Origin of the sequence: Klebsiella terrigena, from assembly GCF_006539725.1 — a bacterium.
GTDB lineage: Bacteria > Pseudomonadota > Gammaproteobacteria > Enterobacterales > Enterobacteriaceae > Klebsiella > Klebsiella terrigena.
In genome coordinates this window covers 89,690-114,985 of the sequence record NZ_BJNO01000018.1, presented here as the reverse complement: position 1 = coordinate 114,985, position 25,296 = coordinate 89,690, and the positions used below count along the sequence as shown (strand labels likewise).

General features: G+C 55.7%; 18 protein-coding genes, 1 tRNA gene and 1 pseudogene. 7 read left to right on the top strand and 13 right to left on the bottom strand.

Going from position 1 to position 25,296, the window contains the following annotated elements; translation table 11 throughout:
* The first annotated feature begins 114 nt into the window (after positions 1-114).
* The 4 genes from dhaR (at position 115) to RTE01_RS18925 (ending at position 6,620) form a co-directional block, all read left to right on the top strand.
* Complete coding sequence (gene dhaR, locus RTE01_RS18940; protein ID WP_141335264.1) at positions 115-2,028, top strand: dihydroxyacetone kinase operon transcriptional regulator DhaR; 1,914 nt, start codon at positions 115-117, stop codon at positions 2,026-2,028.
* Between the two features lie 523 nt (positions 2,029-2,551).
* Positions 2,552-4,240 carry an arylsulfatase gene (locus RTE01_RS18935; protein ID WP_041147316.1) on the top strand — a complete coding sequence of 563 codons (1,689 nt, stop codon included), beginning with the start codon at positions 2,552-2,554 and terminating at the stop codon, positions 4,238-4,240.
* 71 nt (positions 4,241-4,311) lie between these two features.
* Positions 4,312-5,574: an anaerobic sulfatase maturase gene (locus RTE01_RS18930; RefSeq protein ID WP_076946604.1), complete on the top strand. Its 1,263-nt coding sequence runs from the start codon at positions 4,312-4,314 to the stop codon at positions 5,572-5,574.
* Between the two features lie 50 nt (positions 5,575-5,624).
* A complete protein-coding gene (locus tag RTE01_RS18925) occupies positions 5,625-6,620 on the top strand; it encodes an HAD family hydrolase (RefSeq protein WP_123551913.1) in 996 nt (331 codons plus the stop codon).
* Positions 6,621-6,670: 50 nt separating this feature from the next.
* Here the strand turns inward: RTE01_RS18925 and RTE01_RS18920 are convergent, their stop codons facing one another.
* From RTE01_RS18920 to RTE01_RS18885, 8 genes are all read right to left on the bottom strand, one after another.
* Positions 6,671-7,687: a BatD family protein gene (locus RTE01_RS18920; RefSeq protein WP_134527841.1), complete on the bottom strand. Its 1,017-nt coding sequence runs from the start codon at positions 7,685-7,687 to the stop codon at positions 6,671-6,673.
* A complete protein-coding gene (locus tag RTE01_RS18915) occupies positions 7,684-9,207 on the bottom strand; it encodes a tetratricopeptide repeat protein (protein WP_134527838.1) in 1,524 nt (507 codons plus the stop codon). The genes RTE01_RS18920 and RTE01_RS18915 overlap by 4 nt, the downstream gene beginning before the upstream one ends.
* Positions 9,204-10,181 carry a VWA domain-containing protein gene (locus RTE01_RS18910; protein WP_134527835.1) on the bottom strand — a complete coding sequence of 326 codons (978 nt, stop codon included), beginning with the start codon at positions 10,179-10,181 and terminating at the stop codon, positions 9,204-9,206. Before RTE01_RS18910 ends, RTE01_RS18915 begins: the two co-directional genes overlap by 4 nt.
* The gene (locus tag RTE01_RS18905; protein WP_134527832.1) at positions 10,174-10,614 is read right to left on the bottom strand and encodes a DUF4381 family protein; all 441 of its coding nucleotides are present in this window, start codon (positions 10,612-10,614) and stop codon (positions 10,174-10,176) included. The genes RTE01_RS18910 and RTE01_RS18905 overlap by 8 nt, the downstream gene beginning before the upstream one ends.
* A complete protein-coding gene (locus RTE01_RS18900) occupies positions 10,615-11,520 on the bottom strand; it encodes a DUF58 domain-containing protein (RefSeq protein ID WP_076946609.1) in 906 nt (301 codons plus the stop codon). It abuts the gene before it with no gap.
* Entirely contained in the window at positions 11,520-12,518 is a 999-nt protein-coding gene (locus RTE01_RS18895; protein WP_115191824.1) for an AAA family ATPase, read from the bottom strand. Before RTE01_RS18895 ends, RTE01_RS18900 begins: the two co-directional genes overlap by 1 nt.
* Positions 12,515-13,810: an anaerobic sulfatase maturase gene (locus RTE01_RS18890; RefSeq protein WP_115191825.1), complete on the bottom strand. Its 1,296-nt coding sequence runs from the start codon at positions 13,808-13,810 to the stop codon at positions 12,515-12,517. Before RTE01_RS18890 ends, RTE01_RS18895 begins: the two co-directional genes overlap by 4 nt.
* Positions 13,811-13,899: 89 nt before the next feature.
* Complete coding sequence (locus tag RTE01_RS18885) at positions 13,900-15,477, bottom strand: arylsulfatase (RefSeq protein WP_041147306.1); 1,578 nt, start codon at positions 15,475-15,477, stop codon at positions 13,900-13,902.
* A 342-nt stretch (positions 15,478-15,819) separates the two neighbouring features.
* On the opposite strand from RTE01_RS18885, the gene RTE01_RS18880 reads away from it, so the two are divergent.
* Complete coding sequence (locus RTE01_RS18880; RefSeq protein WP_041147305.1) at positions 15,820-16,512, top strand: helix-turn-helix domain-containing protein; 693 nt, start codon at positions 15,820-15,822, stop codon at positions 16,510-16,512.
* A gap of 536 nt (positions 16,513-17,048) precedes the next feature.
* Here the strand turns inward: RTE01_RS18880 and RTE01_RS18875 are convergent.
* Positions 17,049-18,611: an AAA family ATPase gene (locus RTE01_RS18875; protein ID WP_134527829.1), complete on the bottom strand. Its 1,563-nt coding sequence runs from the start codon at positions 18,609-18,611 to the stop codon at positions 17,049-17,051.
* A gap of 200 nt (positions 18,612-18,811) precedes the next feature.
* Between RTE01_RS18875 and RTE01_RS18870 the strand changes: the two are divergent.
* Positions 18,812-19,945: pseudogene (locus RTE01_RS18870) on the top strand (IS3 family transposase).
* Positions 19,946-20,041: 96 nt separating this feature from the next.
* Here the strand turns inward: RTE01_RS18870 and RTE01_RS18865 are convergent.
* Positions 20,042-20,117, bottom strand: a tRNA-Ile gene (locus RTE01_RS18865).
* Between the two features lie 124 nt (positions 20,118-20,241).
* Between RTE01_RS18865 and mug the strand changes: the two genes are divergently transcribed.
* Complete coding sequence (mug, locus tag RTE01_RS18860; protein ID WP_041147304.1) at positions 20,242-20,748, top strand: G/U mismatch-specific DNA glycosylase; 507 nt, start codon at positions 20,242-20,244, stop codon at positions 20,746-20,748.
* Between the two features lie 75 nt (positions 20,749-20,823).
* On the opposite strand, the gene rpoD is transcribed toward mug, so the two are convergent.
* From rpoD to rpsU, 3 genes are all read right to left on the bottom strand, one after another.
* Positions 20,824-22,668 carry an RNA polymerase sigma factor RpoD gene (gene rpoD / locus RTE01_RS18855; RefSeq protein ID WP_134527826.1) on the bottom strand — a complete coding sequence of 615 codons (1,845 nt, stop codon included), beginning with the start codon at positions 22,666-22,668 and terminating at the stop codon, positions 20,824-20,826.
* Positions 22,669-22,818: 150 nt separating this feature from the next.
* Entirely contained in the window at positions 22,819-24,564 is a 1,746-nt protein-coding gene (gene dnaG, locus RTE01_RS18850; protein ID WP_041147302.1) for a DNA primase, read from the bottom strand.
* 228 nt (positions 24,565-24,792) lie between these two features.
* A complete protein-coding gene (gene rpsU, locus RTE01_RS18845) occupies positions 24,793-25,008 on the bottom strand; it encodes a 30S ribosomal protein S21 (RefSeq protein ID WP_001144069.1) in 216 nt (71 codons plus the stop codon).
* Positions 25,009-25,296: the final 288 nt, after the last annotated feature.

Below are 25,296 nucleotides of genomic sequence, written 5' to 3'. Positions count from 1 at the left end.
ATGGCGGTAAGTCTCTTCTCTGGAGAGTAAAGAGGCCTTTTCTCCCCTTCGGCAGCGTCTGCCGGAGGGGTTGTCGTTTTTAATACGGTCGTTTTTAACACAGCGGAAACGGATATGACTGCGCAGACTCAGAGCTTTTCTTCGGTGATAACCCAGTCATGGCATCGCTGCAGCAAGTTTATGCAGCGTGAGACCTGGCAGGCGCCGCACCAGGCGCAGGGGCTGACGTTTGAATCGATCTGTCGGCGCAAAACCGCGCTGCTGACGATTGGTCAGGCCGCGCTCGAGGACGCCTGGGAGTTTATGGATAGCCGTCCCTGCGGGCTGTTTATCCTCGATGAGTCCGCCTGTATTCTCAGCCGCTGCGGCGATCCGCAGACCCTTGACCAGCTTGCCGAGCTGGGCTTTCGCGACGGCAGCTACTGCGCGGAAAGCATTATCGGCAGCTGCGCGCTCTCCCTGGCCTCCATGCTCGGGCAGCCGGTGAAAACCGCCGGCGACAGCCACTTCAAGCAGGCGCTGCGCCCGTGGTCGTTCAGCTCGACGCCGGTGTTTGATAACCACGGCCGGCTGTTTGGCTCGATCTCGCTGTGCTGCCTCACGGAGCAGCAGGCGACGTCGGACCTGTCGCTGACCCTCGCGATCGCCCGCGAGGTGGGCAACTCCCTGCTCACCGACAGCCTGCTGGCCGAGTCCAATCGCCATCTGAATCAGATGTACGGCCTGCTGGAAAGCATGGATGACGGGGTGATGGCGTGGAACGAGCAGGGCGTCCTGCAGTTTATCAACGCGCGGGCCGCGACGCTGCTGCATCTCGACGTGCAGGCCAGCCAGGGGCGCAATATCAATGAGCTGGTGACGCTGCCGGCGCTGCTGCGTCGGGCGATTAAGCACGCGCGCGGGCTGAATCATGCGGAAGTGACCTTCGAAAGCCAGCACCAGTTTGTCGATGCGGTGATCACGCTGAAGCCGATTGTCGAAGAGCAGGGCAACAGCTTTATTCTGCTGCTGCACCCGGTAGAGCAGATGCGCCAGCTGATGACCAGCCAGCTGGGCAAGGTGAGCCACACCTTCGAGCAGATGTCGGCGGACGATCCGGAGACCCGGCGCCTGATTCATTTTGGTCGCCAGGCGGCGAGGGGCGCCTTTCCGGTGCTGCTGTGCGGGGAGGAGGGCGTCGGCAAAGAGCTGCTCGGCCAGGCGATTCATAATGAAAGCGAGCGGGCGGGCGGGCCCTATATTGCGGTGAACTGCCAGCTGTACGCCGACGGCGCGCTCGGGCAGGACTTTATGGGCAGCGCGCCGACCGACGACGAAAATGGCCGCCTGAGCCGGCTGGAGCTGGCCAACGGCGGCACCCTGTTTCTGGAAAAAATCGAGTACCTGGCGCCGGAGCTGCAGTCCGCGCTGCTGCAGGTTATTAAGCAGGGCGTACTAACCCGCCTCGATGCCCGCCGCCTGATCCCGGTGGACGTCAAGGTGATCGCCACCACCACCGTCGACCTCGCCAACCTGGTGGAGCAGAACCGCTTTAGCCGCCAGCTGTACTACGCGCTGCACTCGTTTGAGATCGTTATTCCCCCGCTGCGGGCGCGGCGCAACAGCATCACCTCGCTGGTGCATAACCGCCTGCGCAGCCTGGAAAAGCGCTTCTCGTCGCGCCTGAAGGTGGACGACGACGCCCTGGCGCAGCTGGTGAACTACTCGTGGCCCGGAAATGATTTTGAGCTGAACAGCATTATTGAAAACGTCGCGATCAGCAGCGATAACGGGCACGTGCGCCTGAGCAACCTGCCGGAGTACCTGTTTACCGAGCGTACCGGCAGCGATACCTCCTCTTCGCTGCTCCCCGCCAGCCTGACGTTTAGCGCCATTGAAAAAGAGGCGATTATCCACGCCGCCCGAGTGACCAGCGGCCGCATCCAGGAGATGTCGCAGCTGCTGAATATCGGGCGTACCACGCTGTGGCGAAAAATGAAGCAATATGATATCGACGCCGGCCAGTTTAAGCGTAAACATCTGGAGTAAGCGGAAATAGCGGAAGGCGACTCTATTTTATTTTTCTTTTTCCGCAATACGGCGGCGCCGCGTTAATGTACCGGTGTAATACTTATGTATTACTTCCCGGTTGTATTCTGCGTCGAATAGATTAAATCCGGCTGTAAAAACAAATGCTAAATTTTATGCGCCTCTCAGCTTTCCTCAGTCCGTTAAGGGACTGTGCTATGGTTCTTTTAAAAACATCATCTTAGACTGTTTTCACCGTATGGACCTGCATGACTCGGAATTACCGAAGTGATTAAAACGGCTGCGTTTAGCGCCGGCCTTACCGCTCTGTTTGTTGTGTGAAAATGGCAAAAATAAAGCCCGCGATACTGGATTTTTATAGGCTGATAAACTTCACTTAAACGGCATCTTCTTCGTTACGGTAATAAGCTTTATTCATCTATCTCATTTTTGATGCAAAGATTTAAATTATTCTCTCCAATTCACCCGGTATTATTCAAATATTGAGATAAATCAGACCCATTCTGAGTCATGAGGTTTAGCAATGAAACGAAAGTACAAGGGCATTGGCGTGCTGGCCTTCGCCGCGGGTTCTTTTTTACCGGGCGCCACCGCCCAGGCCGCTGACCAGAATGCGGCAGTGTCAAATGAAGAGACGGCCAGGAAGCCGAATATCATTTTGATTGTTTCTGATGACACCGGTTATGGCGACCTTGGGGTTTACGGCGGAGGGGAAGGGCGCGGTATGCCAACGCCAAACCTCGATCGTATGGCCGATGAGGGGATGACTTTCTTTGATTTCTACGGCCAGCCGAGTAGCACCCCGGGCCGGGCCGCGATGCAAACCGGACGTATCCCCAACCGCAGCGGTATGACCACCGTGGCCTTCCAGGGCCAGGGCGGCGGCCTGCCGAAAGAGGAGTGGACGCTGGCCTCCGTGCTTAAAACCGGGGGATACAAAACGTTCTTTACCGGTAAGTGGCACCTCGGCGAGGCAGATTATGCGCTGCCAAACGCCCAGGGCTATGACGAAATGAAGTATGCCGGCCTGTATCACCTGAATGCCTATACCTACGCCGACCCAACCTGGTTCCCGGATATGGATCCAAAACTTCGCGAGATGTTTGTTCGCGTGACCCGCGGCGCCCTGTCGGGTAATGCCGGTGAGGCGGCGAAGGAAGAGTTCAAAATCAACGGTCAGTACGTGAATACGCCGGTGGTTGACGGCAAAGAGGGCGTGGTGGGCATCCCGTTCTTTGACCGCTACGTTGAAAAGGCCTCCCTCGATTATCTCGACGCCAACGCTAAATCCTCTGAACCGTTCTTTATGAGCATCAACTTCATGAAGAACCACCAGCCGAATATGCCTGACCCGGACTTTATCGGTAAGTCCATGTCGAAGAGCAAATATGCCGACTCGATGGTGGAAATGGATGCGCGCGTTGGCCATATCATGGATAAGCTGCGCCAGCTTGGCCTCGATAAAAACACCCTGGTAGTCTGGACCACCGACAACGGTGCCTGGCAGGACGTCTATCCTGACGCCGGCTATACCCCGTTCCGCGGCACCAAGGGCACCGACCGTGAAGGCGGTAGCCGGGTTCCTGCCATCGCCTGGTGGCCGGGCAAAATTAAAGAGCACAGCCGCAACCATGACATCGTGGGCGGCCTGGACCTGATGGCAACCTTCGCTTCGGTGGCCGGCATTCAGCTACCGACGAAAGACCGCGCCGGCCAGCCTATCATCTTCGATAGCTATGATATCTCTCCGGTGCTGTTCGGGACCGGTAAAGATCCGCGCACCTCGTGGTTCTACTTTACCGAAAATGAGCTCACCCCAGGCGCCGCCCGCGTTGGCAACTACAAGGCGGTATTTAACCTGCGCGGGGATAACGGCGCGAAGACCGGCGGCCTGGCCGTCGATTCTAACCTCGGCTGGAAGGGGCCTGAATCCTACGTCGCGACCGTCCCGCAGATTTTTGACCTCTGGCAGGATCCGCAGGAGCGTTACGACATCTTCATGAACAACTATACCGAGCGGACCTGGACGCTGGTGACCTTCAACGAGGCGATTAACGGGTTGATGAAGACCTATATTCAGTATCCGCCGCGTAAGCCGCAGAGTGAAGCCTACAGCGGCCCCATCACCCTGTCGCAATACCAGCGTTTTAGCAGCGTTCGTGAACAATTACAGAAAGAAGGTTTCCAGCTGGCGATGCCAAACGGGAACTAAACTCTCTCCAGCCCGGTGCGACTCTGCCGGGCTTTTTATTTTTGTGAGCCCCATTACGCAGGTCCTGGTTGATGAAAAAAAGTACCACGATCCCCCTGACGCCGCTGCAGAACCACGGGCGATACCTGCCCGCCTACAAACGCCGCTATCACATGATGGCCAAACCCAGCGGTTCAACCTGCAACCTCGACTGTAACTACTGCTTTTATCTGCATAAAGAGCAGCTTTTGCAGCAGCAGCACGACAAAGGAATGAGCGATGAGGTGCTGGAAAACTTTATTCGCCAGTATATTCAGAGCCAGGACGGCGAAGAGATCATTTTCTCCTGGCAGGGCGGCGAGCCGACCCTGATGGGGCTGGAGTTTTTTGAAAAAGTGGTGGCCCTGCAAAAGAAGTATCAGCCGAAGCACCAGCGTATTGAAAACGATCTGCAGACCAACGGCGTGCTGATAAACGACAGGTGGGCCGCTTTCCTTAAGGCGCACCGCTTTCTTGTCGGCGTCTCGATTGACGGGCCTCGCGAGATCCATGACCGCTTTCGCGTCACGCGCAGCGGTAAGCCCACCTTCGATAAGGTCATGGCGGGGATCGATGCCCTGAAGCGGCATCAGGTGCCCTTTAACGCGCTGGCGGTCGTCAATCGGGTCAACGCCCGCTTTCCCCGCGAGGTGTACCGCTTTCTGACCCGCGAGCTGGGGGCGACCTATATTCAGTTCACTCCGTGCGTCGAGGCGAGCGATTTTAAAACCACCGCCCCTCAGTTCTGGCGGGAAGAGACCATCCCGCTCACCGGCTCCCGCCGCGCCAGGCCGGGAGATCTCGACTCTATCGTCACCGACTGGTCGGTTGACCCCGACGACTGGGGGCATTTTCTGACCGAAGCCTTCGATGAGTGGGTGACCTACGATTTGGGCCGGGTGCAGGTCAACTTGTTTGAAACCGCCGTGGTGCAAACCATGGGGCTGCCTTCCCAGCTGTGCATCACCGCGCCATTTTGCGGCAAGGCACTGGCCATTGAGAAAAATGGCGACGTCTATTCCTGCGATCACTACGTTTACCCTGAATATAAATTAGGCAACATTCGCGGCCACAAGCTGACGGATATGGTGTTCTCTGAACGACAGAAAGTATTTGGTATGGGCAAGAAAGAGACGCTGCCCGCCTACTGTAAAAGCTGCCCGCATCTGAACCTATGCTGGGGAGAGTGTCCGAAAAATCGCATCGTGCGCGCGCCGGACGGTGAAGAGGGGTTGAACTATCTGTGCCCTGGCTTCCGGCATTTTTACTCTACGGTGAAGCCCACGCTGGAGAAAATTGCCGCGATGTTGAAGTAGCCACGCGGCTATCGCTTCGGTTTGCTGCGCGTAAATGACAAAGGAACAAAATGAAAAAAACAATCTTAATCAGCCTGCTGCTGGCGAGCTTTGGTAGCGCCGCGAGTACCGACATGCTCTCGGCGTGGAAAGACACGTCGGCGAAGCGGGCAATTGAACAGTGGGTGCAAAACTCGACGCGCGAAGGGAGCCCGGACTTTATTCCGCTGAATAAACGCTACGTGGTGTTCGATAACGATGGCACCCTCTGGCCGGAAGCGCCGCTGACCTTCCAGCTCCAGTTCGCGGTGGACGAAGTCAAACGCCTGCAGCCGCAGCATCCGGAGTGGAAAAACGATCCGCTCGTCGCCGCGGTCATGAAGAATGATCTGAAGACGCTGGCGGCATCCGGCGAAAAGGGGCTGCTGCAGCTTCTTGCCCTAACCCACAGCGGGATGACGACGGAGGAGTTTAGCCAGCGCGTCAGCGACTGGTTCGATCATCATCAGGATAAGCGTAGCGGATGCCGCTACGACCAGCTCGGCTATCAGCCGATGCGCCAACTGCTGGATTATCTGCGCGCCAACGGCTTTAAGACCTGGATAGTCTCCGGCGGCGGCATCGATTTTATGCGCGTGGTCTCGGAAAAAATGTACGCGATCCCGCCGGAGCAGGTGATTGGCTCCTTCGCATTAAGCGAATTTAGCCTCACGGATAATGGCACCCAGCTGCGCAAGACGATGAAAGGGGCCTTCAATGATGATGCCGCGGCGAAGCCGGTCGCTATTCATCTCTTCATGGGTCAGCGCCCGGTTGCCGCCTTCGGCAATAGCGACGGCGATCTGGCGATGCTGCAGTACACCGCGGCGAATCCGCACTACAAAACCTTTGAGCTGCTGGTCCACCATACCGATGCGGCGCGGGAATACGCCTACGACAGCCATCCGCCCGCCAGCGGAAAGCTGGTGGAAGGGCTAAAGCAGGCGACGCAAAAAGGCTGGACGGTTGTTGATATGAAGCAGGACTGGAACACCGTGTTTGACCCGGCGCTGTGTAAAGCGCAATAGCCGGACAGGGGCAAAAAGCAGGGGCGCCGATGCGCCCCTTGTTGTCTCGATTAGCGCGGCTTTCTCCCGCTCGGCATCAGCGGCGGTAAAGGCTGCGGTTGCCAGAAGTTTTGCCACAGCCCGTACAGCCGGCGAAGGCTCCGCTCAAGCCCACGGCGGGTAAACCACATGCCGCCAATGAAAAGGACGGCCAGCGATCCCCACAGCAGATCCCACCATCTTTCCCCTGCCGTCGTGCCGCGCAGCGACGCTTCGGCGCCGGCCGCACGAGCCGGTGCGACCCTGAGGGTTTCTCCGGCGAGCTCGGCGACCTGCCACTGCTGGCTCGCGGTATTCCACCAGCGCAGCTTAACCGGCGGCAGCACGAGGGTTCCGCTCTGGGTGGGAAGATAGCGCAGCCGCTCCACCCGACGCGTACCGGTAACGTCGCCGCGATCGCCCTGCAGCGGCGTGTTAATCGGCGTGAGGCGCTGGGTTTCTCTGCCCGCAATCGCGTAGAGCAGCGGCGGTATCTGCGCGGGCAGGGCATCCAGGGCATCGACGGTAACAATACGATCGATGACATCCCCGACGCGCAGCGCCGACGCCTTACCGGCGTGGTACTGGCGAATATCCTGCGTTATCGTTAGCCGACTGGCGGGTAAAAAATGGTCTGCCTGGGTGATGCCCGCCGGCCATTTTACGCGCCTTTCCAGCGCCGGAAGGTGCACGGTTACCGGCCCCTGGCTGGCGGACGCCACGGTGACATCAACCGCCGGCAGACGCAGCGTTCCCTGCTCCCAGGCCGCGGCCAGGCGTTCGAGACGGATCCCGCTCCAGGTAATACCGTTCTTTTTACGCGTGACCAGCTGAGAAGGGAGCGGGGTGCTCAGCAGCTCGCCGTTTTTCACCGCGAAATCCGGCCATTCCGGCGGAGGGTTAAACCAGCTGTCGGTCCAGTAGGTCACCGCCACGCGCACCGGCTGGCCGGGTACGAGCAGCGCCGGGGCGTCGAGCTCGCGGGTGATATCCATCGCCGCATGGGCCGGGAGCGTGGCGATCAGTAGCCACAGAAGCGCTTTTTTCATGGGGCCTTCTCCTCTGCGCCGTTGCGATACAGGCTCTGTAAAAGCCCCGTCGGCGAGACGTCCAGAGCCTCGAACCATTGGTTGACCTGCGGAGTGCTGCCGGCGACGGCGCCCATCTGTTTCTGATCGACCCCCTGATGCTTCTGCAGATCGTGGACGATCTTATCCGGACCATCGTCCATCACATCGCCCTGCGCCTGCTGGCGTTCACGTTCCTGCTGGCGAATGCGCATCACAATTTGTGCGACTTGCTCGCGATTTTGCAGGGCCAGCGTCCAGTCCGGACGCAGGCTAAGGGCGCGATCGTAGCTGTCGAGCGCCTGCTGCCACTGCTTTTGCTGAGCCAGGCTATTGCCGGTCCATAGCAGGGCTTCCGCCGTTTGCGGGGCCTCGCGAAATGAGCGCGCGGCGAGGGTGAAGCGGCCGGCCCGATACCAGGCGATACCCTGCCACAGCGGGTCGTGAAAATGTGCCGCCGCTTCGGCGTAATCGCCCTGTGCAAAGGCATGCTGCCCCTGGACGTCCGGCGGTATCCACGCGTCCAGCCAGGCCGCTTCCCCGTGCGGCGACCAGAGCAGGGTCGGCAGCAGAAGGGTGACGTAGATGAGCTGGCGTCGCCAGAACAGCAGCAGGATCAGCATCGGGATGACCAACAGGTAGCCGCTATTCTGCCAGCGCAAATCCTGACGGGCGTTATTTTGCTGCGTCACCGATTGCTGGATATGGCTGAGGATCGCCTGCATATCGTCGTTATCGTCGGTGACCAGGGTGACGGGAATGCCGCCGTCGCGTACCTGGCTAAACCGTTCGACGTTGAGCCGGGTATCCACGCCGCGGCTGGCATAGCGCTCAGGCAGCGCGCCGCCCGCCGCGGTGCCGGGTATCCAAATTTGCAGCGGCAGGCGCTGGCCTTTCAGCCAGGCAGCGTCCGCCGGCGACAGGGTATCGGCCACGAGGATCAGGCTGCGCGGTGCGTCCCGCCCGGCGGGAAGGTTCTTCAGCGCCAGCGCCACCGCCTGCGGCAGCGATGAGCCCTCGCCTTGCGGCAGGAGCGACGGCGTTTGCGCGTTGAGGAAAAGGCTATAAAACTGCGGGTCCTGGGTAAGCGGCGTGGTCAGAAATGCCTGCGAGCTGTAGACCACGAGGCCAAAATGCGCGCCGGGCAGGCGCTGCATCAGGGCGGCGATTTTGCTTTGCATCCGCTGGTGGCGAGAAGGCGCCAGATCCCCGGCGTACATGGCCGGATCCTGTTGCAGAATAACCATCACATTGCTTTGCGGCGTCAGCGCCGCCGGCAGCTCGCGTTGCCAGGTGGGGCCCGCGAGCGCGATAACGCCGAGGGCGAGCAGCCAGGGCAGCAGGTTGGCGAGGCGCCTGCGGCGATGGATAATTAACGAGCGAAAGGGTTTATCCAGCAGCCTATGCCAGGCGGAGCGTCCGCTATGCGGGAGCCACGCCAGCGCCGCGCAGAGCAGCAGGGCCGTTAAGCGCCAGGGGTAGATAAAGTGAACGTTGCTCATGCCATTTTCTCCCGGACATAGCGGCCCACAGCGAGCGTCAATAGCAGCAATAGCGCCATGGAAAGCGGCCACGGATAGAGCGCTTTGTGCCACGACCAGCCGAGGCTTTTTACCTGCACCGGAGTGATGGCATCGATTTTTTGCCACACCTCGTCCAGCGCGCTGCCGGAGCGCGCGGCGGTCCAGGCGTGGCCGCCGGTGGTTTTGGCGATGCGCTGCAGTAGGGCCAGGTCGACCTTGTCGTTGTCGCGGCTGTTAGGATCGCCGAAGGCGATGGTATGCACCTGTACGTGGTGCTCTGCGGCGAGCTTCGCCGCCAGCATAGGGGGAAGCTGCGAGGCGGTGTCGTTGCCGTCGGTCAGGAGAATCGCCAGCTTATCGGCCCGGCTATCGGGGCCTGCATCCAGCACTTTTACCGCCACGCCAAGGGCATCGCCAATGGCGGTCTGTTGGCCAATCATTCCCGGCGCCAGCTGATTAATCCGCGTTTGCAGCGCCTGTTTATCCTCGCTGATGGGGGCAAACGGCCAGGCCTTAGTGGCAAAAATAACCATGCCAATACGGTCCGAACGGCGGCTGGCGACGAACTTGCGCAGGGAGTCCTGTACCGCCTGCTGGCGCGTGATGCCGCCCTCGACGTCGGTTTTGCCCATTGAGCCAGAGACATCGATGATGAGCACGATGTCGCGCATTGGCCTGGTGATGTACTGCGGCGGCGTCAGGTATTCCGGGCGCGCCAGCGCGCAGATAAGCAGCGACCAGATTAACCAGAACAGGAGCGCTCCGCGCCTGCTGCCGCGCTCGGGACGGGCATCGAGCTTAAGCGCATCGATAAGCGAGGGTAGAAAGGGGACCCGCACCTGCTCCGGCACCGTTTTGCCCGGCTGCGGCAGATAACGGGTGACCAGAGGCAGAAGGAGCAGAAGCCCGGCCCAGGGCCAGGCAAAATCAATCCGCGTGAGCCATTCAGACATTCGGTAGCTCCTTTAGCCAGCGGGCAAGCTGGCGGCGAAGGCGCGCCGACTGTTCATCGCTCAGCGCGTTATCGGCCCGGCAGTAGCGGGCAATCATTTGCCGACGCAGGTCATCGTCGATGGCTATTGGCGCCAGGACTGCTTTCGGTGCCAGGGCCCGGCTCATCTCCTGACGAGGCCGGTGAACCAGCTGGATCCGCTTAATCAGCTGTAGCCAGCTATCGATGGTCTGCGCCTGGGCTAGCGCGCCCAGGGCTTCTCGCCGCCAGCGGTTGCGGCGCCAGCGGGCGTAGCGGGTGATACACAGCGCGATGGCGAGCAGCAGCAGGCCGCAGATCAGCAGATCCCAGCCGAGAGGGAGCGGGAACCATGACGCCGCCGGAGGGAGCACGGGGTCCCGCAGGGCAGGAACCACATAGCCTTTCTCAAACATTTAAATACCCTTTTGTAACTGGCGCAGCAGATCCTGAGCAACCGTCAGGTGATTCACCTTGATACCCAATCGGCTCAGGTCACGCTGCTGTTGCGCCAGCCTGACGGTAATCTGCTGTCGTATTTCGTGGCTGAGCGCGGGTGAAAGGGAGACGTTGGCCTCGCGTCCGGCGTAGCGGGCAGCCAGGGATCCGCTACGCGGCAGGCGCAGATGGAGATCGTCAAAAATAATAAAGGCGCTGATTTCACAGCGGCGACGAAGGTGGGCCAGCAGGGCCTGCGCGCGGGCGTCGAGATCGTGAAAGTCGCTCACAATCGCCACCCATGCGCCATGCGGAACGGCGTGGGCGGCGCGCTGCAGGATGTGCGCCAGCGATAGCGAGCCGTCAGGCTCCGCGGGATACTGTGCGGGCAGCAGCCGGTTGTAGCGCTGCAGATCGTCAAGGATGGCGGGCAGACCGCTGCGCGGGGAGCGGCATTTTTGCAGCGCCAGCGTCGTATCGTTAAAGATGAGGCTTCCTACTCGATCGCCGTCGTGATGACAGCGCCAGGCCAGCAGCGCGGCGGCTTTCGCGGCGGCGACCGATTTAGTTTGTCCGCGCGTCGCAAAATACATATCCAGGCGCTGATCGACCAGCAAAAAGACCGGGCGCTCGCGCTCTTCGTTATAGAGCCGGATCCACGGCGAACGCAGGCGCGCCGTGGCCTGCCAGTCAATCATGCGCACATCGTCGCCGGGCTGATAGCGGCGCAGGCTGTCGAAGTTAAGGCCGCGTCCCCGCTGGCGAGAAACGCGTTCGCCTGACAGCGCGCCCGGCGGGATCTGCCCGGGCGGGTTGGCTATCAACCGCGCCAGCGGGGCGAGGTCGAGTAGCGCCTGGCGATCGATGCTCAGCTCGGCGGCCATCAAACCACCACGGCGTTAAGCAGCATGGCGACAACATCGTCGGCGCTGCAGCCGTCGGCATTGGCCTGATAGCTGAGCATCAGGCGATGGCGCATCACCGGCGGGGCAATATACTGCACATCGTCGGGGAGCACGGCGTCGCGGCCTTCAAGCCAGGCCTGCGCGCGGGCGCAGCGCTCCAGGGCCAGGGTGCCGCGCGGGCTAAGGCCAAAGGTGAGATAGCTCGCCAGCTGCTCGCTTACGCTTTGCGGCGCGCGGGAAGCGTTGACCAGATCGACAATATAGGTTTCGATGATCGATGAGACGTGGATATCCGCAATCTCCCGCCAGCAGGAGGCAATCTCCTGTTGCGAAAGCATCAGCGCTTCCGGCTGGGGCGGCGTTTTTTCAGGCGTCAGGCCGCGATATTTCTCCTGCTGCTCCGCGCGCACGAGCTGCATGACGCGCTGCTCGTGCTCTTTAGACGGATAGCCGACCTGCACTTTCATCAGGAAGCGGTCAAGCTGAGCTTCCGGTAGCGGCCAGGTTCCCTCCTGATCGACGGGGTTTTGCGTGGCCAGCACCATAAAGACGCCGGGCAGCGGCCAGCTTTTACCGGCGACGGTGACGTGCCGCTCTTCCATTGCTTCCAGCAGCGCGGACTGCACGCGGGCAGAGGCGCGATTAATTTCATCTGCCAGGATGATGTTGCCAAAAACGGGCCCCGGGCGGAAACGGAACTGATCCTCTTCACGAGTCGCGTTTTGCTGATAGATCTCGCTGCCGGTGATGTCGGAGGGCAGCAGGTCCGGCGTAAACTGAATGCGGCGGAATTCGCCGCTAATGTGGCCCGCCAGTTCGCGCACGGCGCGCGTTTTCGCGAGGCCCGGCAGGCCTTCGAGAAGAATGTGGCCGTCGCAGAGCAGGGCGATGATCAGCATGCGTACCAGCGTCTCCTGGCCGAGAACCTGAGCGTTCATGCGCTGCTCCAGCTGGAGGATGTTATCGCGGATATTCATCGTGCTACTCCGTTAAAATCACGCGTCGCCAGGGTGACGATGCCCGCCAGAATGGGTTCGGCGTAGTTGAAGAAGGCTTTAATACCCGGGCAGAGATAGTTCAGGCCGAGCTCGCCGTCCGCCGCGCGAACCAGGCGATTTTTCGGGCATTCACCGTGACACAGCTTCAGGTACGGGCACTCTTTACACTGTTTTGGCAAGGTCGCGCATTTACCCATACCGAACGCCTGCTGGCGCTCGGAAAAGGCCATGCGGGCCAGGGTGTTATCGGCGATATTGCCCATCTGATACTGGGGGTAGACGTAGTGGTCGCAGGAAAAAACGTCGCCGTTTTTCTCGATGGCGAGTCCTTTCCCACAGAATTCAGAGGTGGTGCAGATTTGCGCCGGCATGCCCATCATCTGGGCGACGGCGGTTTCGAATAAATTGACCTGTACGCGCCCGAGGTCGTTGTTAACCCACTCTTCGAAGGTCGCGGTCAGGAAGCTTCCCCACTCCTCAGGGTCAACCGACCAGTCGGTGACGATGGCGTCGAGATCTCCCGGGCGAGCCCGGCGGCTGCCGACGACGGGAATGGTATCGTCGTGCCAGAAGTGGGGGGCGGTACGGGTAAAGTCCACCGGTTCAACGCAGGGGTTATACTGCACGTAGGTCGCGCCCAGCTCGCGAGTGACAAAGCGATACACCTCTAGCGGAAAGCGGGCGTTGGTGCGGTTTACGGTGACCAGAGCGTTAAAGGGGACGCCGTGGCGTTTCAGGGCATCGGCTCCGGCCATCACCTTGTCGAAGGTGGGCTTGCCGCTGCGGGTCAGGCGGTAGCGGTCGTGGAGCTCGCGGGGGCCGTCAATCGACAGTCCCACCAGGAAGCGGTGCTCTTTGAGAAATTCAGCCCACCTGTCGTTGAGCAAAATTCCGTTGGTTTGCAGGTCATTTTCAATTTTCTGGCCGGGCTTTTGATACATTTTTTGGAATTTCACCACCTTGTGGAAAAACTCCAGCCCCATCAGCGTGGGTTCGCCACCCTGCCAGGAGAAGACTATCTGTTCGCCGTCCTGACCGTCGATATACTGGCGAATAAAATTCTCCAGTACCTCATCGCTCATATTGCAGTGGGCCTCCTGCTGCAGCAGCTCTTCTTTGTGCAGGTAGAAGCAGTAGGTGCAGTCGAGGTTGCATGCTGAGCCGGTAGGTTTGGCCATCACGTGAAAGCGGCGTTGATATTGTGGTCCGTTACCCGCGTACTTTTCTGCCGAGGGTAGCGCTTTAACGGGCACAGTAGTGCTGTGTTTCATCAATAACTCCTGGATCGATAGGTCGAGGGTAAAGCGGAGAGGGGAGGCGGCAACGGGGGCGGCGAACCGCCCCTGAAGTAGAGGTGCCGTTATTTGTTGGCGTTAGCGCCCTGCTCGAGCATCGCGCCCACATCGGAAACGGTGAATGAGCCTGGTTTCTGACGCGGGGGGAACTCTTTGAAGGTTGCCAGCATATCTTTCGCTGACTTCTGCGCGCCGCCCAGCAGGAACAGACGGTCGTAGAACCAGCTGTCGTAACCCATACCGTCGGTACCTTTTTCTAACGGATCGGCTTCAAGATCGAAGATCAGCGGCGTGCGCAGCTTGGTGAACGGATAGCGCCACAGATCAAGACCGGTATGTTCCTGAATCATAAAGTGGATTTTCCAGCGTCCCTGGCGCATAGCCAGCAGATCGCCGTCATCGCTCCAGTAGAAGAACTCGTTACGCTGGTCCTTCGCTTTACCCTGCAGGAAGTCGAGCTGGTTGTAGCCGTCCAGGTGAACTTTGTAGGTGATCGACGGCGTCTTATAGCCTTTCAGCAGCTCCTGCTTGATACCGGCGTCGCCCGCGGCGGCAGCCAGCGTCGGGAACCAGTCGTAGCTGGCGAACATATCGTTAATAACGGTGCCCGGCTTGATGTGGTTCGGCCATTTGATCATTGCCGGTACGCGGAAGCCGCCTTCCCAGCCGGTGTTTTTCTCGCCGCGGAACGGCGTTTCGCCGCCGTCTGGCCAGGTTGCGGTCATCGGGCCGTTATCGGTGGTGTAGATAACGATCGTATTATCTTCGATGCCCAGATCTTTGATTTTCTTAAGCACTTCACCAACGGTCTTATCGTGCTCAACCATACCGTCGGCATAGGTTCCGAGGCCGGTTGCACCAATGCTGGCGTCTTTGAGGTGCGTTTTGTTGTGCATACGGGTGGTGTTATACCAGGTGAAGAACGGCTTCCCGGCTTTTACCTGGCGTTCCATAAAGTCGTTATTCGCCGCCAGGGTTTCATCATCCACGGTACCCATGCGCTTCACGGTTAACGGACCGGTATCTTCAATTTTGCCGTCAGCGCTGCTCTTGATGACGCCGCGTGGGCCAAACTGCTTGCGGAATGCCGGATCTTTCGGATAGTCCGGGTTTTCCGGCTCTTCTTCAGCGTTCAGGTGGTACAGGTTGCCGAGGAACTCGTCGAAGCCGTGCGCGGTCGGTAGGAACTCATCGCGGTCGCCGAGATGGTTTTTACCAAACTGACCGGTGGCATAGCCCAGCTGCTTGAGGATATTGGCGATAGTCGGGTCTTCTTTCTGCAGACCCTGCGGAGCGCCCGGCATACCGACTTTACTCATCCCGGTACGGAACGGCATCTGGCCGGTAATGAAAGCCGAACGACCGGCCGTCGAGCTTTGCTCGGCGTAATAGGAGGTAAACTTCGCCCCCTGCGCGGCGATGCTATCGATGTTCGGCGTTTTATAACCCATCATGCCCTGGTTATAGGTACTCAGGTTCCAGTAACCGATATCATCACCGAAAATAACGACGATGTTCGGCTTAGATGCATTTTGCTTTGTGGGGGCGGCATTCGTCGCGGCATGTGCCACGGTGGCGGCGCCTGAGACTAACGTCAGCATACTGGCTAACATTGTTCTCTTGAACGGAATATGTTTAAACATTATTGAGTTCCTTTTATTTTACTTTGCGCAGGGTTACACGGCGTAAAATAGGTTGTTGGTGAAGTGCTTTGTTTATTTTTAAAATATCAATGTGAGATTTATTTAAAAATAAATAATCTGCTTCAGCGATCGTGAAAACCAGGTGTTCATGTTTTCGTCGGTTTTCGCATTCTACGAAGATAGATGGTGGTATACGAGAGGGGAGTCTCTTAAGGGACTCAAAATTTTAGCCGGTCACTATTTCGCGGCGCAACAATATGAACAAAAGATGCTATAGTTAATTGACGAATTTAATCTTAGATACGTATTTTTAACTGTTTTTAAAAGGAATTGTGAGGTGATATGAAAACTGCCTATTCCGGGTTCATTGATAACTATAATGATACGGTGGCCAACGATATAGAAATTATCCAACCGTTAATTTCTGCCCGGCAGCCGAGAATCATCAGAGATAACGGCGTCTTTAAAGTGAATCAAGGTGAAATCGTTATTGTGGTTGACGGTATTGTCTCTGTGGAGATTGAGTACAACGTTGGCTTTGGCGCCGAAGACAAGGGCGGGCAGGGGCGTAAAAAAAAGGAGATGCTGCAGATCGGAAAAGGGCTGCGGGGGATGATCTTTGGAATTATTGAAAATTACGGTCCAGCAATCGCCCTAAAATATACTGCCAAAAAAAATGTTAAGATCGTGACCTGCGATAAGGAGCTGTTCGAGCGTTATTTTATTCAGCGCGACCGCTTTGCCTATCTGATGGAGATCATGGCATTTCAGCTGGCATTAATTATTGATGCCCATCATGAAAAAAATCTTCCCTCGCGATATGACACGATAAAGTCGATGATTTATCGCTATAAAAAGCAAAAGGATGAAGGGGTTTTACATGATAAAAGCCTGGCGAGCTTTATCCTTAAGCGTACCAAAATGTCCCGTAGTCATCTTTTTAGAGTGCTGGCTGAATTAAAAACCGGGGGGTATATAAAAATCGAGAATGGCGTGCTGGTCGAGATTGTTAACGAGCTTCCCGATAAATATTAGGGTGCGCTGCTTAATAAGCATGAGGCTATTCGGCCGGCGCCAAAGTTTAAATATGGCCGGCGGCTGGACTTGATGCGGCGGCGCGGAGATGTTAGCCGGGGCAACAATGGGGATGGCGCATGGTATCGAAGGCAGCGGTGTGGCTCCGCGGGTATCGTACGAGCTCTCTGCCGGCCTGCTGTGGGTGTTCTGAAAAGAGTAAGGGCCGACGATTGCTCGCCAGCCCTTGCTGTGTTTGGTGGCCCCTGCTGGACTTGAACCAGCGACCAAGCGATTATGAGTTCCAATTAGAAGTTAATTACATCAGTTACTTACTGATTTTTAGGTCTTCCTCGGGCAGGATAGTGATGAAAGGTGCCGTATAGTGTTGCGCTCTGCTGCCATTATTGACATTTACACAAGGTACGTTATTTTCCAGAAATGAAAAATTGGTAACGAGATCAAAATGGTTTTTCACCAAATGCGTACTTAAGAATCTTGTATGGTACGCATCTGCTGTAAATACAAAAGATGAATTCTGTTATCAATTCGTTTATTTACTCTGATAATTTATTTTTTATAAATTCAACGAGATATGTCAGGTTTTCTTGGCACCTCATTGCTATGTTAATACAACATCTGTCAAGCATTTCAGATTCATTAACGCCAAGAATAAGCGATGCATCATATAGTTCTTTATGTTTTTCTGAACCTGCAGCTCGAATTAGTGCAGCCATGGTATTATCCGGATCTCCATTGACCAGAGCAGCAAGGCTATTTACATGTTCTAAGTTTTTGTGAATAATCCATTTCTCTGGCCACTCATCTCCAGGTAAAAACTCTATATTTTTTGAAAACCACTCTGTGAATTTTTCTTGATCTCTCTCGAGCATAGAACAAGCATATTTCAAATTGTCTTTAAAAAATTTCTTTTGATCGCCATCAAAAATAGTTACTATTTTTTTCTTTACTCCCCTTTGGAAGATAGCAGCCATTTGACGGCATAATGAACTTGCTGAGCCTATTACTTCTATGTTTACTCTTGAGCGAATATCACTGGGTAATATGTTTGATAAAAGTTTTGAAGCTACAGTATCTTCGACCATTATATCAAGTTCTTGAGAGTTCTCTGAACTCAATTTACCAAATGCATATTCAGGAGATATCTCAGTATGAATGATCGTTTTTGAGTTTATATTTTCAATATAAATTCTTGCATCATCAGGTATGCATCCGAAAATTATATCTGAATGGGTAGTAAATATGATTTGTAGTTTTCTTTTAAGAGAGACCAATTTTAATTTTTCGATGAGCTTAACCTGTGCTTCAGCGTGAAGGCCTAATTCTATCTCATCAACAATTATCAACGCTCCTGAAGTGGCCGAATACAACATGGAAAATATTTCGAAAAGTGCATTTTCTCCAGCACCCATGTTAAAACCAGAAATTATTTTACCTTCATAAGTAACAATTGGAAGTCGGTATTTTGAGTGTGAAACATATTTGAAATCGTCATATTTTTTATTGAGTATATAACCGACGCTTTCCCTAATTTCATTCTCGCAACCCAAGTCATTGCCATTGGAAATAAAAAGCTTAGCATAACTTTTAGATTGGCTTTTCTCGCTGTGAGGAACTATTCTTTCAATCCCTAGAAAAACTACTTGACGATTAACTCTTTTGTCGTAGTTATTCCATTTGCCTCCTTTTTTTTTCGTGCGTACTTGTCGACCTAGCCCTTTTCCATCAGGTAACCTTTTTGATGGTCTCCAATTATTGTAGGAAATTCCATATCCAATTAATATCCCTTCATGCGGAACTTCGTCAGAATGCTGTATGAAGAAATCTGCAAACGTATAATAAGGTTTTCTCTTGCCTGTAAGTAGATGGTTATCATCAACAGAATGATAAGCACAAGCAATCATTGCTAATAAAGTGGACTTGCCTGAACCATTTCTTCCAGCAATTGCTAGCAAAGGATAATCTATTTTAATTTTGAAGGCGGATAAGGATCTTAGAGTTCCAAGCTCTAAAGATACTTGTCTTAAAAGCGCATGTTCCAATGAATGAGAAAACCATTTTCTTAAACTTAGATCCGTTTGACTATCTCTGTACTTCATATTTACCTCAACCAGTTAGTTTGTAGTCTAATTTTAAATGAATTAGTTATGGAAGGTCATATTAACTAGGTGGTGATATTGGATTTTTGATTTCCATAAGTTGGACTGACCCCATCCCGGTAGACGATCCTGACCTATAGTTGGACTGACCCCGCCCCGGTAGACGATCCTGCCCTATAGTTTGAGCATAGGAGGAGCGTATGGGCACACCACGATTTACACCTGAATTTAAGGAAGAAGCAGTCCGTCAAATAACGGAACGCGGTTATTCCGTTGCCGAAGTATCTGACCGTTTGAGTGTTTCTGCACACAGCCTCTACAAGTGTCTACGGGCTATCAAACCCGATAACAGCGAACAGCATACCCGGGATTTACTGGAATCCAAAGCGAGATCCTGAAACTACGGGCACAGCTAAAACGCACCGAAGAAGAACGGGATATCCTGAAAAAGGCCGCGCGGTACTTTGCAAGGGAGCCCGGCTAAAGTACCGCTTTATCAATGAGCACCGCACTGTATGGGGTGTGATGACGATGTGTCGGGTACTGAATGTCGCCCGGGCCGGGGTCTACGCGTGGCTGCACAACCCGATCTCGGCGCGTGATAAAGATAACCAGCGTCTGCTGACGCTTATCCGTGATTCCTATTCACTGAGCGGAGGCGTATACGGTTACCGGCGGGTTCATAGCGATCTGAACGACATCGGGGAAACCTGCGGCAAAAACCGGATGGGCCGTATTATGCAACTGAACCGGATTAAAGCGGTACGCGGGTATAAAGCCTCACGCCGTATCGCCGGCAGACCTTCTGTTGTTGTCCCAAACTATGTGCAGTGGCAGTTTACCGTCATCCGGGCCAATCAGGTCTGGATGACCGATATTACCTATATCCGTACCTGGCAGAGCTAGCTGTATCTGGCGGTGGTCATCGATCTCTTCGCCTGTAACGTGGTGGGCTGGTCGATGAAACCCACTCTCTCACACGAACTGGCGCTGGATGCACTGATGATCGCCGTGTAGCGACGAAGCCGGACGGCGAGATTATCGTGCATTCGGACCAGGGCAGCCAGTACGGCAGCGATGACTGGCAACACTTCTGCCGGGCCAACAATCTGGCCCCGAGCATGAGCCAGCCTGGCAACTGTTGGGATAATGCTGTGGCCGAATCATTCTTCAGTTCACTGAAAAAAGAAAGGATCAGAAAATGCATATATAAAACCCGGGATCTGGCCCGGGCTGATATTTTCGATTACATTGAAGTCTTCTACAACCGGGCCCGGTGCCAAAGTCAACTCGGCGGCATCAGTGCGGAGGCCTTCGAACAGGCCTTGTTGTGAGGACTGGATTTGTCTACGGTCGTGGGTCAGTCCATTTCTGATATAAAAAAGCCACTCTTTCGAGTGGCTTTTTTATATCATCTTAAAGCTAAAATTTGGTGGCCCCTGCTGGACTTGAACCAGCGACCAAGCGATTATGAGTCGCCTGCTCTAACCACTGAGCTAAGGGGCCGTGGCGAGGGATTATAAAGTAACTGGCAGATGCAATCCAGCCTAAAACGCGCGGCTGCTGTTTTTATAAACAACGCATTTTCAATCCTTTATAATTAGCTTTTAGCTATTGAGCAGGGGACAAGATGATTAACGATATTCTGGCACCGAACCTGCGGGTGGTCTTCTGCGGGATCAATCCGGGAAAATCCTCCGCCCATACCGGCTTTCACTTCGCGCACGCGGGAAACCGCTTCTGGAAGGTGATTCACCAGGCCGGCTTTACCGACCGGCTGCTGAAGCCGGAAGAGGAGCTCCAGCTGCTCGACACCCGCTGCGGGATCACCATGCTGGTGGAGCGTCCGACGGTGCAGGCCAGCGAAGTGGCGCTGCAGGAGCTGCGCAGCGGCGGGCGAGAGCTGGTACGCAAAATAGAGGAGTATCAGCCGCGGGCGCTGGCGGTTCTCGGCAAGCAGGCCTTTGAGAAGGCGTTTCAGGCGCGCAGCGTGAAGTGGGGCAGGCAGCAGGCGACCATCGGGGCGACCGAGCTGTGGGTGCTGCCGAATCCCAGCGGACTGAACCGGGCGACGCTCGATAAGCTGGTGGAGGCGTATCGCGAGCTTGACGATGCGCTGGCGACGCGCGGGCTATAGCCTTCGCGCCTGGGGGTAAACGCCGGGCAAAAAAAAGCTCCCCGTGGGGAGCTTTTTGCATTTATTGCCTGACGATTAATCGTCGAGGAAGCTACGCAGAACCTCAGAGCGGCTCGGGTGGCGCAGCTTGCGCAGCGCTTTCGCTTCGATCTGACGAATACGTTCGCGGGTGACGTCGAACTGTTTACCCACTTCTTCCAGCGTGTGGTCGGTATTCATGTCGATACCGAAACGCATACGCAGGACCTTCGCTTCACGGGCGGTCAGGCCGGCCAGAACGTCGTGGGTGGCAGCGCGCAGGCTTTCCGTGGTGGCGGAATCCAGCGGCAGCTCGAGGGTGGTATCCTCGATGAAATCACCCAGATGCGAATCTTCATCGTCGCCGATCGGCGTTTCCATGGAGATCGGCTCTTTGGCGATTTTCAGCACCTTACGAATTTTATCTTCCGGCATCAGCATGCGCTCGGCCAGCTCTTCCGGCGTCGGCTCGCGGCCCATTTCCTGCAGCATCTGGCGAGAGATACGGTTGAGCTTGTTGATCGTCTCAATCATATGCACCGGAATACGGATGGTGCGCGCCTGATCCGCTATGGAGCGGGTGATCGCCTGACGGATCCACCAGGTTGCATAGGTGGAGAACTTGTAGCCGCGACGGTATTCGAACTTATCTACCGCCTTCATCAGGCCGATGTTACCTTCCTGAATCAGGTCGAGGAACTGCAGGCCGCGGTTGGTGTATTTCTTGGCGATAGAAATAACCAGACGCAAGTTTGCTTCAACCATCTCTTTCTTCGCACGGCGGGCTTTCGCTTCACCGATGGACATACGACGGTTGATATCCTTAACCTGCTCGATGGTCAGGCCGGTTTCTTCTTCAATCTGCTGCAGCTTCATCAGGCCGCGCTGAACGTCTTCTTTGACGTCGTGCAGCTTTTCAGACCACGGTTTGTTCATGGCCACGGCCGCGTTGAACCAGGTTTCGCTGGTTTCGTTGCCGGTGAACAGAGTGATGAAGTTTTTCTTCGGCATTTTGCACTGTTCGACGCACAGCTTCATGATGATGCGTTCCTGAGTACGCACTCGGTCCATCATGCTACGCATGCTGCCGACCAGGTAATCGAACTGTTTCGGTACCAGGCGGAACTGTTTAAAGACTTCAGACAGCTTGAGAATTTCTTCCTGTGCTGCAGCGTGGCTACGGCCTTTTGCTTTGATGGTGTCGCGGGTCAGTTCGTACTGCGTACGCAGCTCACCGAATTTCTCGCGCGCCAGCTCAGGGTCGATGCTGTTGTCGTCATCGCTGCTGTCGTCGTCTTCTTCTTCTTCATCTTCTTCGTCGTCATCCATCTCTTCCTGAGACAGTTCGGAGCCGACGTGCGTGGCGGTTGGCGCCAGGTCTTCTTCGGCGTTCGGATCGACGAATCCGGTGATCAGGTCTGACAGACGCGCTTCTTCAGCTTCAACGCGATCGTACTGTTCCAGCAGGTAGGTAATGGCTTCCGGATATTCGGCAACGGAGCACTGGACCTGATTGATCCCGTCTTCGATGCGCTTAGCGATGTCAATTTCGCCTTCGCGGGTCAGCAGTTCCACGGTACCCATTTCGCGCATATACATGCGCACCGGGTCGGTCGTGCGTCCGATCTCTGATTCAACACTGGACAGAACCTGTGCAGCAGCTTCTTCTGCATCTTCGTCGGTGTTGTTGCTGTTTTCAGCCAGCAGCAGATCGTCGGCATCCGGTGCTTCTTCCATCACCTGAATGCCCATATCATTGATCATTTGGATGATGTCTTCGATCTGATCGGAGTCGACGATATCTTCCGGCAGATGGTCATTGACCTCGGCATAGGTCAGATAGCCTTGCTCCTTACCACGTTGGACAAGAAGCTTCAGCTGTGACTGCGGGTTTTGCTCCATAAGACGGTATCCACACTTAATTCGTTTGATTGGTGTTGGCAGACAAACTGCCAGCATTTAAAGCGAGGGCGTACTTATATTATTGCCGCTGCGCCTCAGCGCGGCTGTCGGGGGCTTCCCGAACGATATTCGGCACTTAAGCCGTGCAATTCATTTTTTTGCCAGCTCCTGGCTGATAGTCCAGAGCTCCCGGCGTTCCTCACTGCTTAAGCCGTGCGTGCGATCGCGAGCTATCAACTCTTCCTGTCGCAGTTCAAGCAGTGAATCAAACATATGGTTGAGCGAGTCGGTGAAGGTTTTTTCCGCGATATCTTTATCTGCTATATCGTCCCACATCGACAGTTTTTCAAGGGTGGCGGCCTCATTTGTGCCGCGATACTGCTCTAAAAGTTGTCCGGTGGTCAGACCTGGCTGAGACAGACAGGTGTTAACCAGTTCGCTGAATAAGCCCAGTCCCGGCATTCTACGCTGATCCAGGCCCGCTAAAGGCGGTACCAGCGGTGCCAGATCCGGATTTTGCACCAGCAGTCCTATCAGTATACGCATGGTCGTGCGTTTTAGCTGTGGAGCAGGGCGCGGTGCGCCATTTTCTGTCAGCTTTGGCATTAAACGTTCAAGCTGGGCGTCATCCAAAATCCCCAGCTTGTTGCCCAACTCCTGGCGCAGATAGATGCGCAGCGTCTCGCCCGGAACTTGGGTTATCAGCGGCAGCGCCAGCGTGCTGAGCTGCGCGCGCCCGTCCGGGGTGCTCAAATCAACCTGCGGCAGCAGGCTGTTAAACAAAAACGTGGAGAGCGGCTGAGCCTGCTCCATCCGCGCTTCAAACGCGGCCTTACCCTCTTTACGCACCAGCGTATCCGGGTCTTCACCGTCGGGTAGAAACATAAAGCGCAGCTGGCGGCCGTCGGTCATATACGGCAGCGCGGTCTCCAGCGCTCGCCATGCTGCCTCGCGGCCCGCCCGGTCGCCGTCGTAACAGCAGATGACCTGATTGGTCGCCCGGAACAGCAGCTGAATATGGTCGGCTGTCGTCGAGGTGCCAAGGGACGCGACGGCATAGTTAATGTCGTACTGCGCCAGCGCTACGACGTCCATATAGCCTTCGACAACTAACAGGCGCGGCGGTTCGGCGTTGTTCTGCTGCGCTTCATACAGGCCGTACAGCTGACGACCTTTATGGAAAATATCGGTTTCCGGGGAGTTAAGGTACTTCGGCAGGGCATCACCCAGCACGCGACCACCAAAACCAATTACCCGGCCTCGCTTATCGCGGATCGGGAACATCACCCGTTCGCGGAAGCGGTCGTAACTGCGTCCCTTATCGTTAGTCACCAGCATGCCGGCGTCGATAAGCGACTGGCGGTTTTCTTGATTGCCGCCAAAACGTTTTAAAACGTTATCCCAACCGGGTGGCGCGTAGCCAATCGCAAAGCGCGCAATGACCTCGCTGCTTAAACCACGCTTATCCAGATACTGGCGCGCAGGGTCGGCGGCGGGTTGCTGCAAAGACTGCTGATAAAACGCATTCAGACCATCCATCAGCTGATAGAGACTTTGCCGTTGATGGCGCTCTATCTGACTGGGTCCATTGCCCGCTTCGTACGGCACTTCAAGGTTGTGCATGGCGGCCAGCTCTTCGACCGTCTCCACGAACTCGAGCTTGTCGTAGTTCATCAGGAAGTCGACGGCGTTGCCGTGCGCACCGCAGCCGAAGCAGTGATAAAACTGTTTTTCACCGTTGACGGTAAAAGAGGGGGTTTTTTCGTTATGAAATGGACAGCACGCGTGGTAGTTCTTGCCCTGCTTTTTGAGCTTTACCCGCGCGTCGATAAGATCGACGATGTCGGTTCGCGCCAGCAGGTCATTGATAAATACGCGTGGGATTCGTCCAGCCATAGGCCCCGTAATTATACACCTGATCCAACAAGCTGCTTCAGCGCCGATGCGCCCCTGCCGCCGACGTCAGTCAGCTCCCGGGATTCGCTCTTATGCTGCTTTGATGCATCCTGAAGGGGTGAGTGTATATGCTAATGCATAAACGAAAATAAGCCGCGCATTCCTTCCGGAAGCACGGCCTTACAACTTACAACTCAGCCTGAATTGAGGGCTTTAGCCCTCAACAGATTAGTACAGACGAGTGCGGCGTGCGTTTTCGCGAGCCAGTTTCTTCGCGTGACGTTTCACTGCAGAAGCTTTAGCGCGCTTACGTTCGGTAGTCGGTTTTTCATAGAACTCACGACGACGAACTTCCGCCAGAACACCTGCTTTTTCACAGGAACGCTTGAAGCGACGCAGAGCTACGTCGAACGGCTCGTTTTCACGTACTTTAATTACCGGCATGTGCCTCTCACCTTTGATTAATTCGGTTTGCTGCTGGCATCAGCGCCAGCTTATTTCAAAATGGTGCGGAATTTTACTGCAACTACTGCTGCTTTGTAAAGCACCTGCGCCCTTTTTGAAAGGACTTTTATAAGGGTGAGGAGTATACACGAGGGTTCTTGCTGGGGCGAACAAAGTTTTATGTCCGCCGCGCCGGCGAGCGTCCCGCACCAGGCTTTTACCGCCCGCCCTGGCCGCGTATCCCTTGTGGGCTCCGGCCCCCGTCGCGCTGCTGCCTGCAATTCTTAG